We start from the raw sequence: 15824 nt of genomic DNA on the forward strand, positions 1-15824 counted from the left end.
GTGACGACGATGACCGAAGCGTCCGTGCGCGAGTTCAAGATGCCGGATGTCGGCGAGGGTCTGACCGAGGCGGAGATCCTCAAGTGGTACGTCCAGGTCGGTGACACGGTCACCGACGGCCAGGTGGTCTGCGAGGTCGAGACGGCCAAGGCGGCCGTCGAACTGCCCATCCCCTACGACGGCGTGGTGCGCGAGCTGCACTTCGCCGAGGGCACCACGGTGGACGTGGGCATGCCCATCATCGCGGTGGAGGTGGCGGGTGCGGCGCCGGCGGAGGTCCCGGCGCAGGCCCCGGCGGCCGAGCCGAAGGCGGACCCGGAGCCGAAGGCGGAGGGCCGCCAGCCGGTCCTGGTGGGCTACGGCGTCTCGACGTCCGCCACCAAGCGCCGCCCGCGCAAGGGCCCGGAGGTCGCGGTCCCCCAGGCGTCGACGGCGATCCAGGCCGAGCTGAACGGCCACGGCACCCCCGCCGCCGCTCCCGAGGCCAAGCCCCGTCCGCTGGCGAAGCCGCCGGTGCGCAAGCTGGCCAAGGACCTGGGCGTGGACCTGGCGACGGTGGTCCCGTCCGGCCCGGACGGCATCATCACGCGTGAGGACGTGCACGCGGCGGTGTCGGCGACGGTGGCCGCGCCGCCGGCGCCGGTTCCTGCTCCGGCGCCGGCGGAAGCCCCGGTGACCCGGGCCCCGGCACTCGTGCCGTCGTACGACACGGCCCGCGAGACCCGCGTCCCCGTGAAGGGCGTCCGCAAGGCGACGGCGGCGGCGATGGTCGGCTCGGCGTTCACCGCGCCGCACGTCACGGAGTTCGTGACGGTGGACGTGACGCGCACGATGAAGCTCGTCGAGGAGCTGAAGCAGGACAAGGAGTTCGCGGACCTGCGCGTGAGCCCTCTGCTGCTGATCGCCAAGGCCCTCCTGGTCGCCATCAAGCGCAACCCGGACATCAACGCCTCCTGGGACGAGGCGGCCCAGGAGATCGTGGTCAAGCACTACGTCAACCTGGGCATCGCCGCGGCCACCCCGCGCGGCCTGATCGTCCCGAACATCAAGGACGCCCACGCCAGGACGCTCCCGCAGCTCGCGGAGGCGCTGGGCGAGCTGGTGACGACGGCGAGGGAGGGCAGGACGTCTCCCGCCGCCATGCAGGGCGGCACGGTCACGATCACCAACGTCGGCGTCTTCGGCGTCGACACCGGCACACCGATCCTCAACCCCGGTGAGTCCGCGATCCTCGCCGTCGGCGCGATCAAGCTCCAGCCGTGGGTCCACAAGGGCAAGGTCAAGCCCCGCCAGGTCACCACCCTGGCCCTCTCCTTCGACCACCGCCTGGTCGACGGCGAGCTGGGCTCGAAGGTCCTGGCGGACGTGGCGGCGATCCTGGAACAGCCGAAGCGGTTGATCACCTGGGCGTGACGGTCCGGATTCGGTAGCCTCAGAGGCCTGGAGGGAACGGCCGCAACTTCGGAATGCGGCCGCTCCCTCCGCTGTTCTTGCTCTCGGAGTCCTGGTCAGGAATGCTTGAGGTTCTGATCAGCCCTGGTTGAGCACATACACGGGCGCCCCGTCCTCCGCCCCACCCTGTGACCGGATGCAGGCGTGCTTGCGCAGAAGGCGCAGGCATTCGTCGACGCGGCGCACCGGCAGCCCCGTTCGGGCCGCGATCGATTCGAGCGGTTCGCGGAGCTCACCCTTCTCGACGAGAACAGGAGCGATCACCACGGCCACCGTCCACACGTCCTCCGTCACGGACAACCGCTGCCGCCAGTCGGCCAGCACGGTCTCTGTGGTGGGGTGCACGGCGAGGGTGCCGCTGGACGCGGAGCGGCCGGGAGCCAGGGCCTCGAGCCGGTCCGCGATGCGCCCCATGGCCTGGGCGATGGCCTCCTGTGCAGCGAGCGTGGCGCGCTGCGTGGCAAGCATCTCCCTTTGCAACGTGAGGGATTCGCGCTGTGCGACCGCAAGCTCCTGGTCCATCTGCAGGTTGTGCGCCTCGAGCCGGACGATGGTCTCCGCCACCTGCTCCGGCATGGCGTACGCGATGGGAGCACCGGGCTCGGCAGGCTGCACCTCGGCCTTTTCCAAGGTGTAGGAACCCTCCCGCTGCACCGTCTCGATCACCTCGGCGACCCACTGCTTGAAGGGAGCACAGGCCGGCTTCGTGCAGGCGTTGACGAGGAGGATCAGACCCTGGAGATCGATGAGTTGCAAGTCTCGACGCCAGCTCCTACCTGCGGGAACGCTGAGACAGTGACTTCCAGTCACTGTCTCGAGATTGTCTCGATGCTCCTCCGGGACATGATCGATAAGTGCCTTTCGGGGTGTGGTGTACCCCAACCGCTTGCAGACGTCCACCGCCGGAAACCAGTGGCTTCCGTCCGGCATGGTCAGCCTCCGGACCCGGTCCCCGGTCGCGGCGTAGACGAAGTCGCTGATGTCGATCGCCCCGTGCCGTTCGGCGGAGTTGGGCCTCTTGCTCGGTTCGTTCATGCGAACCACCTCCGCCGCGGAACGTAGAGCGGAGGAAATCGAATATGCCAGCAGATGCGGAGATCTTCACGATTGCGAGGGAAAGTCACGGATGCGGTCGCATCGGCCGGCCCGAGTGTGTATCTGATCTCGCGACGGGTTCCGTACCCGGCCATGAGGAAGGGGCCTGCCGCTGATCCACAGTGGCAGGCCCCCTCACATGGTGGCCGGCGTCAGCCCAGCTTGGCGAAGCCGTAGTTCAGGAGCTTCGTGGCGTCCGTGCCGCGCTGTGCGACGGACGAGGAGGCGAGGACGGTGCCGATGACCGTCTTGCCGTTGCGGGTGGCGGCGAAGACCAGGCAGTACTTGGCCTGCGGGCCGGAGCCGGTCTTCACGCCGATGGCGCCCTTGTAGCTGCTGAGCAGCGTGTTCGTGTTCGTCCACGTCGCCATCGTGCGGGTGCTGCCCGTCTTGGTGACGGTCTTGGCCGTGTACGACTTCGTCTTCACGACCGTGCGGAACGTGGAGCTCTTCAGCGCGCTGCGCGTGAGGATCGTCAGGTCGCGCGGCGTCGAGTAGTTGTTGCCCTTGCCGATGCCGTCGAACGAGTCGAAGCGCGTGTTCTTCATACCGAGGCTCTTGGCGGTGCTGTTCATCTTGCCGATGAACGACTTCACCCGCGCGTCCCGCGTCGATCCCGAGCCGAACTTGTCGGCCAGCGCGTACGCGGCGTCGCAGCCCGAGGGCAGCATCAGGCCGTACAGCAGCTGACGGACGGTCACCTTGTCGCCGACGATCAGATGGGCCTGGGAGGCGTTGTTCTTGACGACGTAGTCGCTGTACGCCTTCTGGATGGTGACCTTGGCTTCGAGGTTCAGGTTCGGCTGCGCCAGCACGACCTTGGCGGTCATGATCTTCGTGGTGGAACCCGTGGAAAGCCTGGTGTCCGCCGCCTTCGTGTACAGCGACTTGCCGGTCGCGTTGTCCATCGCGTAGCCGCCCTTGGCCACGATCGACGGCGTGGTGACGGCCTGCGCGGGTGCCGCGGTGAGGGCCCCGGTGGCGAGCACGGCGCCTGCGGTCACGGCGACGGCGGCGGCTCTGCGGATACGGATGCCCTGGATGCCGGTTTTCAAGTGAGGTACCCCGATTATGTCGAATGACCCTGCGGTGCGGCAGAGTTGAGTGCCCACAAAGTGGGGGCCGCGTCTGTCTGACTCGTAACCGGCGCGGATGGTTGTGCGGTTGCCGGGGCGGGTTTCCTCACGGGTCGTCCGGTCCGCATGCCGAACGGGGCGGGCCATGCGTACGTCTTGTATCTATGCTGTGGGCATGAGTCTGGCCGTGAAGCAACCCCCCGCCGCCGACCGCGTCTACACCCACGTCAAACAAGCCGTCCTGGACCGTCGCTACGAGGGCGGGACACTGCTGACCGAGGGTGAGCTCGCCGAGGCCGTCGGGGTCTCGCGCACGCCCGTGCGCGAGGCGCTGCTGCGGCTGGAGGCCGAGGGGCTCATCAAGCTCTACCCGAAGAAGGGAGCCCTCGTCCTGCCGGTCTCCGCGCAGGAGATCGCCGACGTCGTCGAGACCCGGCAGCTGGTCGAGGAACATGCGGCCAGGAAGGCCGTACCCGCACCGCCCGGGCTCATCGAGCGCCTCGAGGAACTGCTCGAGAAGCAGAAGAAGCAGGCTGCCGCCGGTGAGTTCGCCGAGGCCGCGGTCACCGACCGCTGCTTCCACGCCGAGATCGTCCGCAGCGGCGGAAACGAGATCCTGTCGCGGCTGTACGACCAGCTGCGCGACCGGCAGCTGCGCATGGGCGTCGCCGTCATGCACTCCCACCCCGACCGGCTCGCCAAGACGCTCACCGAGCATGAGGAGATCCTGAACGCGCTGCGCTCCGGGGACGCCGAGGCGGCCGTCGGCATCGTGCACCGGCACGTCAGCTGGTTCTCCCACCTGGCGCGGGGTGAGGTCCGGTGAGCTCTCCGTCGGGTTCCGCCGCTTCCGCCTCCCTGCCCGGTGATCCGCCCGGCGGCCTGCGTGCCCTCGCCGTCTGGAGCATCGGCGTCGCCGTCTACTTCGTCGCCGTCATCTTCCGTACGTCCCTGGGCGTCGCCGGCCTCGACGCCGCCGACCGCTTCCACGTGAGCGCCTCGGCGCTGTCGACGTTCTCGATCCTGCAGCTCCTCGTCTACGCGGGCATGCAGATACCCGTGGGCCTGCTCGTCGACCGGCTCGGCACCAAGAAGGTGCTGGCCATCGGCGCCGTACTCTTCACGGTCGGCCAGCTCGGCTTCGCTCTCTCGCCGTCGTACGGCACCGCGCTCGCCGCTCGCGCGCTGCTGGGCTGCGGCGACGCCATGACGTTCATCAGCGTGCTGCGGCTGGGCAGCCGGTGGTTCCCCGCCCGGCGCGGGCCGCTGATCGCCCAGTTCGCCGCACTGGCCGGGATGGCCGGCAACCTGGTGTCCACGCTGGTGCTGGCCCGGCTGCTGCACGGGGTGGGCTGGACGACCGCCTTCGCGGGCAGCGCGCTGGCCGGAGTGGTGGTGCTGGTGCTGCTCCTCTTCCTCAAGGACCACCCCGAGGGCCACGAGCCGGAGCCGCTGCCGCACCAGGGCACGGCGTACGTACGCCGGCAGATCGCCGCGTCCTGGCGGGAGCCGGGGACGCGGCTGGGGATGTGGGTGCACTTCACCACGCAGTTCCCGGCGATGGTGTTCCTGCTGCTGTGGGGACTGCCGTTCCTGGTCGAGGCCCAGGGGCTGTCGCGGGCGGCCGCCGGGGAGCTGCTCACGCTCGTCGTGCTGTCCAACATGGCCCTCGGCCTGGTGTACGGGCAGATCGTCGCCCGGCACCACGCGGCGCGGCTGCCCCTCGCGCTCGGCACGGCGGCGGCGACCGCGGCCATGTGGGCGGTGACGCTGGCGTATCCCGGCGGGCGGGTGCCGATGTGGCTGCTGGTGGTGCTGTGCGTGGTGCTCGGGGCGTGCGGGCCTGCCTCGATGATCGGGTTCGACTTCGCGCGGCCGGCGAATCCGCCGGAGCGGCAGGGGACTGCCTCCGGCATCACCAATATGGGAGGTTTTGTCGCCTCCATGACGACGTTGCTCGCGATCGGTGTGCTGTTGGACGGGACGGGGGGCGACTACGGGGTCGCGTTCTCCGTGGTGTTCGTTCTTCAGATGCTGGGGGTGAGTCAGGTTCTGCGGCTGCGGAGGCGGGCGGCTCGGCGGGAGCGGGAGCGACTGGTTGCCAGCCGGGTGGAGACGGTGCACGTTCCCGTGTAGGGCACCCGGCGTCGGTGCGGGCGCGCTGGGGGCTGCCGCCCCCAGGCCCCCGCTGCCGGCCTGACGGCCTCGTCCTCGAACTCCCCCAAGCTCTACGAGCAGGGGGGACCTCAGACGGGCTGGATAATTCCGACCGGCGTCGCAAAGTCCCCTTACTGCGTCACCACGAAGTTTCTCAGGATCGCTGTTGCCAGGTCCTGGTCGCCCTCCGTCTTCACCCGGTCCGCCACCGCCTCCGGGGTCACGCGGCCGCAGGCCAGGCGGACGTAGGTTTCCCAGTCGAGGGTGAGGGTCGCGGCCGGGCCGAGGGCGGGGGCCGTTTCCAGGGTGCCGCGGCCCTGGATGTCGACGCGGATGGTGCGCAGGAACTCCACCGGGCCGTGGACGTCGAAGACGACCGCCGAGCTGCGCGGGGCGTCCGTCTTGGTCGCGACCACGTCCGGGAGAGCGGCCAGCAGGTAGTCCCGGGTGACGTGGGCGCCGGGGGAGTCGAGGTTGCCGGGGTGGCCGAGGGCCGCGCGCAGGTCCTGCTCGTGCACCCAGATGTCGAAGGCGCGGTAGCGCATGGCCTCCTCGAGGGTGATCTCCGCGCCGAGCGGGCCGCGCACCTTGGTGCCGGGGTCGCGGGACTCGTTCCGCAGCTGGCGGTTGCGGCGGATGATCGTGTACTCCAGCTCGGAGGTCATCTCCGGCGCCGTGTGGTGGCGGCGGACGTCGACCTGCATCTCCATGTAGCGCTGGTGCTCGTTGGTGACGTGGAACAGGTCGCGCGGGAGCGTGTGGATGGGGCGTGGGTCCCCGAGTGCCTCGCAGTCCAGGCCGATGACGTGGGAGACCACGTCGCGGACCGACCAGCCGGGGCACGGGGTCCGCCGGTTCCACTCGCCCTCCACAAGGGGCTGCACCAGCTCGGATATCGCCTCGACGGAGTGGACCCAGGCATCGGCGTAGGGCTGGAGGGTGGGATGCAGACTCACGGAACGGGACCCCTCGGCGGTTGGTACATGGGCGGGTTGTGGCGGCATTGCCAGTGGGAGGTGGCTACGGTCGGCGGGCGTCTTGAGGTGCTAAGTTACGCTGCTCTGAGGCACCCCGGCAGTGCTTTCGTGTGACGATCGTAGGCCGCCGGGGAAACTCGAATGCCAGGACGGTGGTAGTGTGCGCGCCTCGCTGATCCAGATTGCCGTGAACGAGGGTGAATCGGTCGAATCGCGGCGGTGGCGGGCAGCCGCGCTGGTCCGCGAGCAGGCCGGTGCCGACCTGGTCGTACTGCCGGAGCTGTGGACCACCGGCGCCTTCGCCTTCGAGGAGTTCGGGCGCGAGGCCGAGCCGCTGGAGGGTCCCACGTACGAGGCCATGGCGAAGGCGGCGAGCGACGCGGGTGTATGGCTGCACGCGGGTTCGATTCCCGAACGGGATCCTGAGGGTCCCCTCTACAACACCTCCCTCGTCTTCACCCCCTCCGGCGACCTGGCCGCCGCCTACCGCAAGATCCACCGCTTCGGCTTCGACAAGGGCGAGGCCGTACTGATGGGCGCGGGCCGGGACCTGGTGACGGTCCGTCTGCCGGACACGATCCTCGGCCTGGCGACCTGCTACGACCTCCGTTTCCCCGAACTCTTCCGCGGGCTCGTCGACGCCGGGGCCCAGACCCTGGTGGTTCCGGCGGGCTGGCCCGAGCGCCGGCGCGCGCACTGGACGCTGCTGGCCCGGGCACGGGCGGTGGAGGACCAGGCGTTCGTGCTCGCCTGTGGAACGGCCGGGACGCACGCCGGGGTTCCGCAGGCGGGTCACTCGATCGTGGTGGATCCCTGGGGCGAGGTCCTGGCCGAGGCGGGCCACGACGAGGAGGTCCTGACGGTCGACTTCGACCCGTCGAAGGTCGCGACCACCCGCGAACAGTTCCCGGCCCTGAAGGACCGGGTCCTGGGCCTGGAGCCGCCACGCCGCTGAGCACCTGCCGCGCCGGGCGTCTACCGCTCGTCCTGCTCCTTCTCCGCCATGTGGATCACGCACACCGCCACGGCGATCAGCAGTGCCGGGTCGGCGTCGTCCCGCACGATGTCCACGCCGTACGTCTCCACGACGCTCAGCCACCGCCGGGAGATCACCGCCAGCAGCTCCCCGTCGTACTCGACGGCGAACTCCCGGTCGAGGATCTTGCCGCTGACGTCGAGCTCGGTGCCGTCCACCAGGGACACCCGGTAGTGGTTGCGCAGCAGCGACAGCCGCTTGCGCCGGACCTTCGCCAGGGCCTCGCCGCCCCGCTCGATCACCATCGTGTCCCGCAGGGCGAGCATCTTCTGATGGATGTCGATCAGGACCCGGCCCTGGGCGTCCTTCAGCTCGAAGGTGTCCCGCAGCCGCATCGCCTTCCCGTCGACCAGGAAGACCTTGTTGCCGTGCTCGTCCTCGATCCAGTAGTCCTCACCGATGCCGAGGATCCGGTCCCGCACAAGAAATCTCATGCCCTGACCGCTTCCCCGGAGGCGGTCCCGGAAAGCGGCCGATGGGCCGATGGGCCGAGTCACGGGCCGTGCAGCCCTGTGGTTGGCTTGTGCCATGGCAAAACGCGCGCGTGTCCGTGCCCCCGAGCTCATCGGCAAGGGCGGCTGGATCAACACCGGTGACAGGGAGCTCAGCCTTGCGGAGCTCCGGGGACGCATCGTAATCGTTGATTTTTGGACATTTTGTTGTGTGAACTGCCTGCACGTCCTGGACGAGCTCAGGGAGCTGGAGGAGAAGCACCGGGACACGGTGGTGATCGTCGGGGTGCACTCGCCGAAGTTCGTGCACGAGGCGGAGCATCAGGCGGTCGTGGACGCCGTGGAGCGGTACGGGGTGGAGCATCCGGTGCTCGACGATCCCGAGCTCGCGACCTGGAAGCAGTACGCGGTGCGGGCCTGGCCGACGCTCGTCGTGATCGACCCGGAGGGGTACGTCGTCGGGCAGCACGCCGGCGAGGGACACGCGCACGCGATCGAGCGGCTGGTGGAGGAGCTGGAGGCCGAGCACGAGGCGAAGGGGACGCTGCGGCGCGGATGGGGGTACCTCCCATGCTCTTCAAGCAATGGGGGAGGGCCGTACGTGCCGCCGGAGCCGGAGCCGACCACCCTGCGCTTCCCGGGCAAGGCCCTCCTGCTGCCGTCCGGGAACTTCCTGGTCAGCGACACCACCCGGCACCAGCTGGTGGAGCTGGCGGAGGACGGGGAGACCGTGGTGCGGCGGATCGGGGCCGGGGCGCGCGGGTTCGCCGACGGGAGCGCGGAGAGCGCGGCCTTCAGTGAGCCGCAGGGGCTCGCGCTCCTCGACGACGGATCGGTCGTCGTCGCCGACACGGTCAATCACGCGCTACGGCGCCTCGACCTCGCCTCCGGCGAGGTGACCACGCTGGCCGGCACCGGACACCAGTGGATGCAGGGCGAGGCCACGTCCGGTCCCGCCCGTGAGGTGAAGCTCTCCTCGCCCTGGGACGTCGCCTGGTGGAACGGCAAGGTGTGGATCGCCATGGCCGGCGTGCACCAGCTGTGGGCGTACGACCCGGCCGGGGGTACCGCCCAGGCGTTCAGCTCTGGGGGAGGCACCGTCTCCGTCACCGCCGGGACCACCAACGAGGGGCTCGTCGACGGGCCCGGCGGGGAAGCCTGGTTCGCGCAGCCCTCCGGGCTCGCGGCCACGCCCGAGCGGCTGTGGGTCGCCGACTCCGAGACGTCCGCACTGCGCTGGGTGGACCTGGACGGCCACGTCCACACGGCCGTCGGCACCGGCCTGTTCGACTTCGGACACCGGGACGGCGCCGCCGAACAGGCCCTGCTGCAGCACCCGTTGGGAGTGACGGCCCTCCCGGACGGCTCGGTCGCCGTCAGCGACACCTACAACCACGCCCTGCGCCGCTACGACCCCGCGACCGGCGAGGTCACGACGCTCGCCACCGACCTGCGCGAGCCCAGCGACGCGGTGCTCGTCGGCGAGGACATCGTGGTCGTGGAGTCGGCCCGGCACCGGCTGACCCGGCTGCGTCTGCCGGAAGAGGCGGTACGGGTCGACGCCGTCGCCCACCGCACCCGGCGCGCCGCCACCGAGATCGCCCCCGGACGGCTGCGGCTGGACGTCGTCTTCCAGGCCCCGGCGGGCCAGAAGCTGGACACCCGGTACGGCCCGTCCACCCGGCTCCTGGTCTCCTCGACCCCGCCCGAGCTGCTGCTCGGCGGAGAGGGCGCGGGAACGGACCTGTCCCGCACCCTGGACCTCGACCCCGCCGTCCCGGAGGGCGTCCTGCACGTCTCCGCGATGGCCGCCTCCTGTGACGACGACCCGGCGAACGAGTACCCCGCCTGCCATGTCCACCAGCAGGACTGGGGCGTCCCGGTCCGGCTGACCGAGGGCGGCGCGGAACGGCTGCCGCTGGTCCTGGCCGGCATGGACGCCTGACCGGGCACGCGCTCAGACGCCGTACCCGTCGCTGTAGCCGTCGCGCGTGTGGTGGTGGCGGTCCTCCTCGACGACCGCCGTGGGGGGCACCATGACGCGGCGGCGCCGGTAGATGCTGCTGAAGGTGGTCACGCCGATGAGGCCGACGATCATCAGGATGACGCCGACGATGTGCAGGTTGACGCCCTGCATGTGCCAGTCGGTCGCGAACGTGAGGATGGCTCCCACGGCGATGAGGATGATGCACCCGCCGAGGCCCATGAGTGTCGCCTCCTTGTCCGGTGTCGGGTCCGGTGGTTCCGGCCTGTTCCGGTCCCTTCCGGTCAACTCCGGGTACCCGCGAGCGGGGTGACCATGCGGAGGCGGCCCCTCACGGGCCGGGCGGTCGGCCTCCTCAGCCCTCCAGGAAGGCCACCAGGGCGTTCGCCAGGAGGAACGGGTCGTCCGCGGCGCACAGTTCGCGGGCGCTGTGCATGGAGAGGATCGCCACGCCGATGTCGACGGTGCGGATGCCGTGCCGGGCCGCGGTGATGGGGCCGATGGTCGTGCCGCAGGGCATGGAGTTGTTGGAGACGAAGGACTGGAAGGGGACTTCGGCCTTCTCGCAGGCGGCCGCCCAGACCGCGCGGCCCGAACCGTCCGTGGCGTAGCGGTTGTTGACGTTGACCTTGAGGATGGGGCCGCCGCCGGCGTGCGGGTGGTGGGTCGGGTCGTGCCGCTCGGCGTAGTTGGGGTGGACGGCGTGACCCGTGTCGGAGGACAGGCAGACCGTGCCGGCGAAGGCACGTGCCCGGTCCTCGTACGACCCCGAGCGCGCGAACACCGAACGCTCCAGCACCGAGCCGAGCAGCGGGCCGTCCGCGCCGGTGTCCGACTGGGAGCCGTTCTCCTCGTGGTCGAAGGCGGCCAGCACCGGGATGTACGGCAGGTCCGCCGCCCCCGGGCCGGTCGCCACGGCCGCCAGCGCCGCCGTACCGGCGTGCACCGACAGCAGGTTGTCCATGCGGGGGCCCGCCATCAGCTCGCGGTCCCGGCCCAGGTAGGCGGGCGGTTCCACGGAGTGCGTCATCAGGTCCCAGCCGGCCACCTCACCCGCCGGGAGCCCGGCCTCCTGCTCCAGGAAGGCGATCAGGTCGCCGTCGCGGACGTCGTCGCCGAGGCCCCACACCGGCTGCAGATGGCGCTGCTTGTCGAGCTTGAGGCCGTCCGTGGAGACCGAGCGGTCCAGGTGGATCGCCAGCTGGGGGACGCGGAGCAGCGGCCGGTCGACGTTCACCAGGTGACTCGAACCGTCCCGGAGCGTGAGCCGGCCCGCCAGGCCCAGGTCGCGGTCGAGCCAGGAGTTCATCAGCGGGCCGCCGTAGATCTCCACGGCGACCTGGCGCCAGCCGTGCGCCCCGGTGTCGGGCAGCGGTTTGACCCGCAGGTTCGGGGAGTCGGTGTGTGCGCCGACGATGCGGAACGGGGTGTGCGGCGCGGCGCCCTCGGGGACGTACCAGGCCACGATCGCCCCGCCGCGCAGCACGTACTTTCCGCCGCTCGTACCGTCCCAGGCGTCCGTCTCGGCGACCCGGCGGAAACCGGCCTTCTCCAGCCGCTCGGCCGCGTTCGCCGCGGCGTGGTACGGCGACGGGTTCGCCGCCAGGAAGGACATCAGGTCGTCGGTGTGGCCGCGGTCGAAGCGCTGGCTTGTACTCATGGTGTTCACCTTAACGACGCGAAGAGGGTCCGCTCCCGGTGACGGGAGCGGACCCTCGTGAGCACCACGGCTGCCGGGAGCCTAGAAGGCGGCCTCGTCGAGTTCCATCAGGTCCAGGTCCACGTTCTGGGAGACCTTGCGGGTCAGGGTGACGCCCGGCAGGACGTTGGCCGCGAAGAACTTCGCCGCCGCGATCTTGCCCTGGTAGAACGCCCTGTCCTTGCTCGACGCCGTCGGAAGCTTCTCGGCGGCGATGGCCGCGCCCTTGAGCAGCAGGTAGCCGACGACCACGTCACCGGAGGCGAGCAGCAGGCGGGTGGTGTTGAACCCCACCTTGTAGATGTTCTTGACGTCCTGCTCGGTGGCCGCGAGGTCGGTCAGCATCAGGCCGACGATCGCCTCCAGCTCGACGGCCGCCTTGGCGAGGTGCTCGCGGGCGCCGGCCAGTTCCTCGCCGCCGGTGCCGAGCGCCAGGAACTTCTTGATGTCCTCGGCGAGCGAGTTCAGCGCGGCGCCCTGGTTGCGGACGATCTTCCGGAAGAAGAAGTCCTGGCCCTGGATCGCCGTGGTGCCCTCGTACAGGGTGTCGATCTTGGCGTCGCGGATGTACTGCTCGATCGGGTACTCCTGCAGGAAGCCGGAGCCGCCGAAGGTCTGCAGCGACTGGGCGAGCTGCTCGTAGCCCTTCTCGGAGCCGTAGCCCTTCACGATGGGCAGGAGCAGGTCGTTGAGCGCGTGCTCGGTGGAGGCGTCCTCGCCGTTCGCCTCCTTCACCGCGATCGCGTCCTGGACGGAGGCGGTGTGGAGGACGAGGGCGCGCATGCCCTCGGCGTACGCCTTCTGCGTCATCAGCGAGCGGCGCACGTCGGGGTGGTGGGTGATGGTGACCTTGGGTGCGGCCTTGTCCATGAAGTTCGCCAGGTCCGGACCCTGGACGCGCTCCTTGGCGTACTCCAGCGCGTTGAGGTAGCCGGTCGACAGCGTGGAGATCGCCTTCGTGCCGACCATCATGCGGGCGAACTCGATGATGCGGAACATCTGGCGGATGCCGTCGTGCTTGTCGCCGATCAGCCAGCCCTTGGCGGGGTGGCGGTCGCCGAAGGTCATCTCGCAGGTGTTGGAGGCCTTCAGGCCCATCTTGTGCTCGACGTTGGTGGCGTAGACGCCGTTGCGCTCGCCCAGCTCGCCGGTCTCCCAGTCGAACAGGTACTTGGGGACGAGGAAGAGGGACAGGCCCTTGGTGCCGGGGCCCGCGCCCTCGGGGCGGGCGAGGACGTAGTGGAGGATGTTCTCCTCCATGTCGTGCTCACCGGAGGTGATGAAGCGCTTCACGCCCTCGATGTGCCAGGATCCGTCCTCCTGCTGGACGGCCTTGGTGCGGCCGGCGCCCACGTCGGAGCCCGCGTCGGGCTCGGTGAGCACCATGGTGGAGCCCCAGGTCTTCTCGACCGCGATCTTCGCGAGCCTCTTCTGCTCCTCGGTGCCCTCCTCGAAGAGGATGCGGGCGAACGCCGGGCCGGAGGAGTACATCCACACGGCCGGGTTGGCGCCGAGGATCAGCTCCGCGTAGGCCCAGATGAGGGACGGCGGAGCGGTGGTGCCGCCGATCTCCTCGGGCAGGCCGAGCCGCCAGTACTCGGAGTCCATGAAGGCCTTGTAGCTCTTCTTGAAGCTCTCCGGTATCGGCGCGGTGTTGGTCTCGGGGTCGAACACCGGCGGGTTGCGGTCGGCGTCCGTGAAGGACTCGGCCAGCTCGTTCTCGGAGAGGCGGGTCAGCTCCTCGAGGATGCTCTTGGCGGTCTCGGTGTCCATCTCCTCGAACGGGCCGGTGCCGTACAGCTCGTCGCGTCCGAGGACTTCGAACAGGTTGAACTCGATGTCGCGGAGATTCGGCTTGTAGTGCCCCATGGCCACGGCTCCCGTCGATGACTCGGCGAGGCACTGACTCCTCGCAACTGGTTCACGTACCAACTAGTAGCTCCGATGATGCTACCCGTCGGTAATAAGAAGCAACCCCGGTCCGGGTCACTGTGACTCAGCCCTCGTCGGGTCAGTACGCTTTGGGGCATGTACGGATACGGCCAGCCGATGGACGGTGGGGCGGCACAGCAGGGATACGTCCCCCCGCAGCAGCAGATGCCCGGCGGTGTCGGCGGGTACGGTCAGCAGGCGCCGCTCTACCCCGAGCCGTCGCCGCCCTCGCTCGCGGACGCGGTGCGTGCCTTCACCACGGGGCAGCTCACCGCGGAGGACTTCCAGCAGGTCTTCGCGACCTCCAAGGTGTACTGCCCGCGCGGGGACAACCCCGGGTTTCTCGCGCTGCACAACACCCAGCAGCCGGTGATCCCGATGTTCACCTCGCTCAAGGAGCTGCGGCGGTACGCCGGCAAGGAGTCCAAGTACTTCGTGATCACCGGTGCCGAGGTGATCGACCTGCTGCCCACCGGCTACGGCTTCGTGCTGGACATGGAGGGCGAGCACCGGATCGTGTTCGACGCCAAGGCGGTCGAGCAGATGGTGGAGTTCGCGATGCGCCGGATGTACGGCTGAGCCGCGACGGAGTCCGTCGGTCGGCGTGCTCGGCGTTCGGAGCCCGGAGGGAATGTCCCCCGGGCTCCTTCTGTTGGGGCTGGTAGAAAGTTCAACGCTCAACTAAACTGAGCGTACAAGGAGGAACCGACATGCCTGCAGTGACCGTCGAGAACCCGCTGGCGTTGCCCCGTGTGGCCGCGCCGGCCGATGCCGTGGCACGTCCCGTGCTCGCCGTCACGACCGCGCCGAGCGGCTTCGAGGGCGAGGGCTTCCCGGTGCGCCGGGCGTTCGCGGGGATCAACTACCGCCATCTCGACCCGTTCATCATGATGGACCAGATGGGCGAGGTGGAGTACGCGCCGGGTGAGCCCAAGGGCACCCCCTGGCACCCCCACCGTGGCTTCGAGACCGTCACGTACATCATCGACGGCATCTTCGACCACCAGGACTCCAACGGCGGCGGCGGCACCATCACCAACGGCGACACCCAGTGGATGACGGCGGGCAGCGGCCTGCTGCACATCGAGGCGCCGCCGGAGTCCCTGGTGATGTCCGGCGGTCTCTTCCACGGCCTGCAGCTGTGGGTGAACCTGCCGGCGAAGGACAAGATGATGGCTCCGCGGTACCAGGACATCCGTGGTGGTCAGGTGCAGCTCCTGACCTCCCCGGACGGCGGCGCGCTGCTCCGGGTGATCGCCGGTGAGCTGGACGGCCACCAGGGCCCCGGCATCACGCACACGCCGATCACGATGATCCACGCGACGCTCGCGCCGGGCGCGGAGGTCACCCTGCCCTGGCGGGAGGACTTCAACGGCCTGGCGTACGTCCTGGCGGGCCGCGGTTCGGTGGGCGCGGAGCGTCGCCCCATCCACCTCGGCCAGACCGCCGTCTTCGGCGCGGGCGGCTCCCTGACCGTCCGTGCGGACGAGAAGCAGGACTCGCACACCCCGGACCTGGAGGTCGCCCTCCTGGGCGGGCAGCCGATCCGGGAGCCGATGGCCCACTACGGCCCGTTCGTCATGAACACCCGCGAGGAGCTGCAGCAGGCTTTCGAGGACTTCCAGAAGGGCCGCCTGGGGACCGTCCCGGCCGTCCACGGCATGACGGAGAAGGGCCCGCAGGACTGACGACCGAGGTCCCCGGGTCCGCCGCGGCGGCTCGCCCACTGTGCGGGGGCGGACTCCCCGCGGGGGCGGGCTCGTACGGGGCGGGCCCCACCGGCCCGGGGTCCGTGCGAGCCACGCCGCGGACGCGGGGCGGCGCCGGTCCGGCGGCCGGTGGTTCTGGGGCCGCGCTTCGTCCCGGCCATGCACGGCATGACGAAGGCGTGGCCCGCGGGCCTGACGGCCGTGGGCCGGAGCCGCTGTGGCGGGCTCCGGCGGTCCGGGGCCCCGCTGGTCGGG

General features: G+C 70.0%; 14 protein-coding genes. 7 read left to right on the top strand and 7 right to left on the bottom strand.

Annotated elements, in window-relative coordinates; all coding sequences use genetic code 11:
• Positions 1 to 1413: a dihydrolipoamide acetyltransferase family protein gene (locus ACX25U_RS18020; RefSeq protein WP_454393314.1), complete on the top strand. Its 1413-nt coding sequence runs from the start codon at positions 1 to 3 to the stop codon at positions 1411 to 1413.
• Between the two features lie 117 nt (positions 1414 to 1530).
• Here ACX25U_RS18020 and ACX25U_RS18025 read toward each other — a convergent pair whose 3' ends face one another.
• Positions 1531 to 2487, bottom strand: a complete 957-nt coding sequence (locus ACX25U_RS18025) for a BRO-N domain-containing protein (RefSeq protein ID WP_454393316.1) — start codon at positions 2485 to 2487, stop codon at positions 1531 to 1533.
• Between the two features lie 212 nt (positions 2488 to 2699).
• On the bottom strand, positions 2700 to 3602 hold the full coding sequence (locus tag ACX25U_RS18030) for a D-alanyl-D-alanine carboxypeptidase family protein (RefSeq protein WP_454393318.1): 903 nt from the start codon (positions 3600 to 3602) through the stop codon (positions 2700 to 2702).
• Positions 3603 to 3798: 196 nt separating this feature from the next.
• Between ACX25U_RS18030 and ACX25U_RS18035 the strand changes: the two genes are divergently transcribed.
• Both ACX25U_RS18035 and ACX25U_RS18040 read left to right on the top strand, forming a co-directional pair.
• Positions 3799 to 4449, top strand: coding sequence for a GntR family transcriptional regulator (locus ACX25U_RS18035; protein ID WP_454393319.1), 651 nt, complete (start codon positions 3799 to 3801; stop codon positions 4447 to 4449).
• Entirely contained in the window at positions 4446 to 5759 is a 1314-nt protein-coding gene (locus ACX25U_RS18040; protein ID WP_454393321.1) for an MFS transporter, read from the top strand. The genes ACX25U_RS18035 and ACX25U_RS18040 overlap by 4 nt, the downstream gene beginning before the upstream one ends.
• Positions 5760 to 5911: 152 nt before the next feature.
• Here the strand turns inward: ACX25U_RS18040 and ACX25U_RS18045 are convergent, their stop codons facing one another.
• Positions 5912 to 6736, bottom strand: coding sequence for a maleylpyruvate isomerase family mycothiol-dependent enzyme (locus ACX25U_RS18045; RefSeq protein ID WP_454393322.1), 825 nt, complete (start codon positions 6734 to 6736; stop codon positions 5912 to 5914).
• A gap of 181 nt (positions 6737 to 6917) precedes the next feature.
• Between ACX25U_RS18045 and ACX25U_RS18050 the strand changes: the two genes are divergently transcribed.
• On the top strand, positions 6918 to 7712 hold the full coding sequence (locus ACX25U_RS18050; protein ID WP_454393324.1) for a carbon-nitrogen family hydrolase: 795 nt from the start codon (positions 6918 to 6920) through the stop codon (positions 7710 to 7712).
• Positions 7713 to 7732: 20 nt separating this feature from the next.
• On the opposite strand, the gene ACX25U_RS18055 is transcribed toward ACX25U_RS18050, so the two are convergent.
• Complete coding sequence (locus ACX25U_RS18055) at positions 7733 to 8227, bottom strand: LURP-one-related/scramblase family protein (protein WP_454393326.1); 495 nt, start codon at positions 8225 to 8227, stop codon at positions 7733 to 7735.
• Positions 8228 to 8321: 94 nt separating this feature from the next.
• On the opposite strand from ACX25U_RS18055, the gene ACX25U_RS18060 reads away from it, so the two are divergent.
• Positions 8322 to 10190: an NHL domain-containing thioredoxin family protein gene (locus tag ACX25U_RS18060; RefSeq protein WP_454393328.1), complete on the top strand. Its 1869-nt coding sequence runs from the start codon at positions 8322 to 8324 to the stop codon at positions 10188 to 10190.
• 12 nt (positions 10191 to 10202) lie between these two features.
• On the opposite strand, the gene ACX25U_RS18065 is transcribed toward ACX25U_RS18060, so the two are convergent.
• The 3 genes from ACX25U_RS18065 to ACX25U_RS18075 form a co-directional block, all read right to left on the bottom strand.
• A complete protein-coding gene (locus ACX25U_RS18065; protein WP_454393330.1) occupies positions 10203 to 10451 on the bottom strand; it encodes a DUF6458 family protein in 249 nt (82 codons plus the stop codon).
• A 133-nt stretch (positions 10452 to 10584) separates the two neighbouring features.
• Positions 10585 to 11889, bottom strand: coding sequence for a M18 family aminopeptidase (locus tag ACX25U_RS18070; RefSeq protein WP_454393332.1), 1305 nt, complete (start codon positions 11887 to 11889; stop codon positions 10585 to 10587).
• An 81-nt stretch (positions 11890 to 11970) separates the two neighbouring features.
• Positions 11971 to 13797 (bottom strand): acyl-CoA dehydrogenase, encoded by a 1827-nt coding sequence (locus ACX25U_RS18075; protein WP_454393334.1) that lies wholly within the window; start codon positions 13795 to 13797, stop codon positions 11971 to 11973.
• 159 nt (positions 13798 to 13956) lie between these two features.
• Here ACX25U_RS18075 and ACX25U_RS18080 point away from each other — a divergent pair, with 159 nt between their 5' ends.
• Complete coding sequence (locus ACX25U_RS18080) at positions 13957 to 14439, top strand: SseB family protein (protein WP_454393336.1); 483 nt, start codon at positions 13957 to 13959, stop codon at positions 14437 to 14439.
• A 131-nt stretch (positions 14440 to 14570) separates the two neighbouring features.
• Positions 14571 to 15548, top strand: coding sequence for a pirin family protein (locus ACX25U_RS18085; RefSeq protein ID WP_454393337.1), 978 nt, complete (start codon positions 14571 to 14573; stop codon positions 15546 to 15548).
• Positions 15549 to 15824: the final 276 nt, after the last annotated feature.

It is taken from the genome of Streptomyces sp. JNUCC 63 (assembly GCF_054366325.1).

Excerpts from the sequence above, each read along its gene's own strand:
- ACX25U_RS18025 (WP_454393316.1), bottom strand. The coding sequence starts at position 2,487 with ATGAACGAACCGAGCAAGAGGCCCAACTCCGCCGAACGGCACGGGGCG.
- ACX25U_RS18035 (WP_454393319.1), top strand. The coding sequence starts at position 3,799 with ATGAGTCTGGCCGTGAAGCAACCCCCCGCCGCCGACCGCGTCTACACC.
- ACX25U_RS18055 (WP_454393326.1), bottom strand. The coding sequence starts at position 8,227 with ATGAGATTTCTTGTGCGGGACCGGATCCTCGGCATCGGTGAGGACTAC.
- ACX25U_RS18060 (WP_454393328.1), top strand. The coding sequence starts at position 8,322 with ATGGCAAAACGCGCGCGTGTCCGTGCCCCCGAGCTCATCGGCAAGGGC.
- ACX25U_RS18065 (WP_454393330.1), bottom strand. The coding sequence starts at position 10,451 with ATGGGCCTCGGCGGGTGCATCATCCTCATCGCCGTGGGAGCCATCCTC.
- ACX25U_RS18070 (WP_454393332.1), bottom strand. The coding sequence starts at position 11,889 with ATGAGTACAAGCCAGCGCTTCGACCGCGGCCACACCGACGACCTGATG.
- ACX25U_RS18075 (WP_454393334.1), bottom strand. The coding sequence starts at position 13,797 with ATGGGGCACTACAAGCCGAATCTCCGCGACATCGAGTTCAACCTGTTC.
- ACX25U_RS18080 (WP_454393336.1), top strand. The coding sequence starts at position 13,957 with ATGTACGGATACGGCCAGCCGATGGACGGTGGGGCGGCACAGCAGGGA.
- ACX25U_RS18085 (WP_454393337.1), top strand. The coding sequence starts at position 14,571 with ATGCCTGCAGTGACCGTCGAGAACCCGCTGGCGTTGCCCCGTGTGGCC.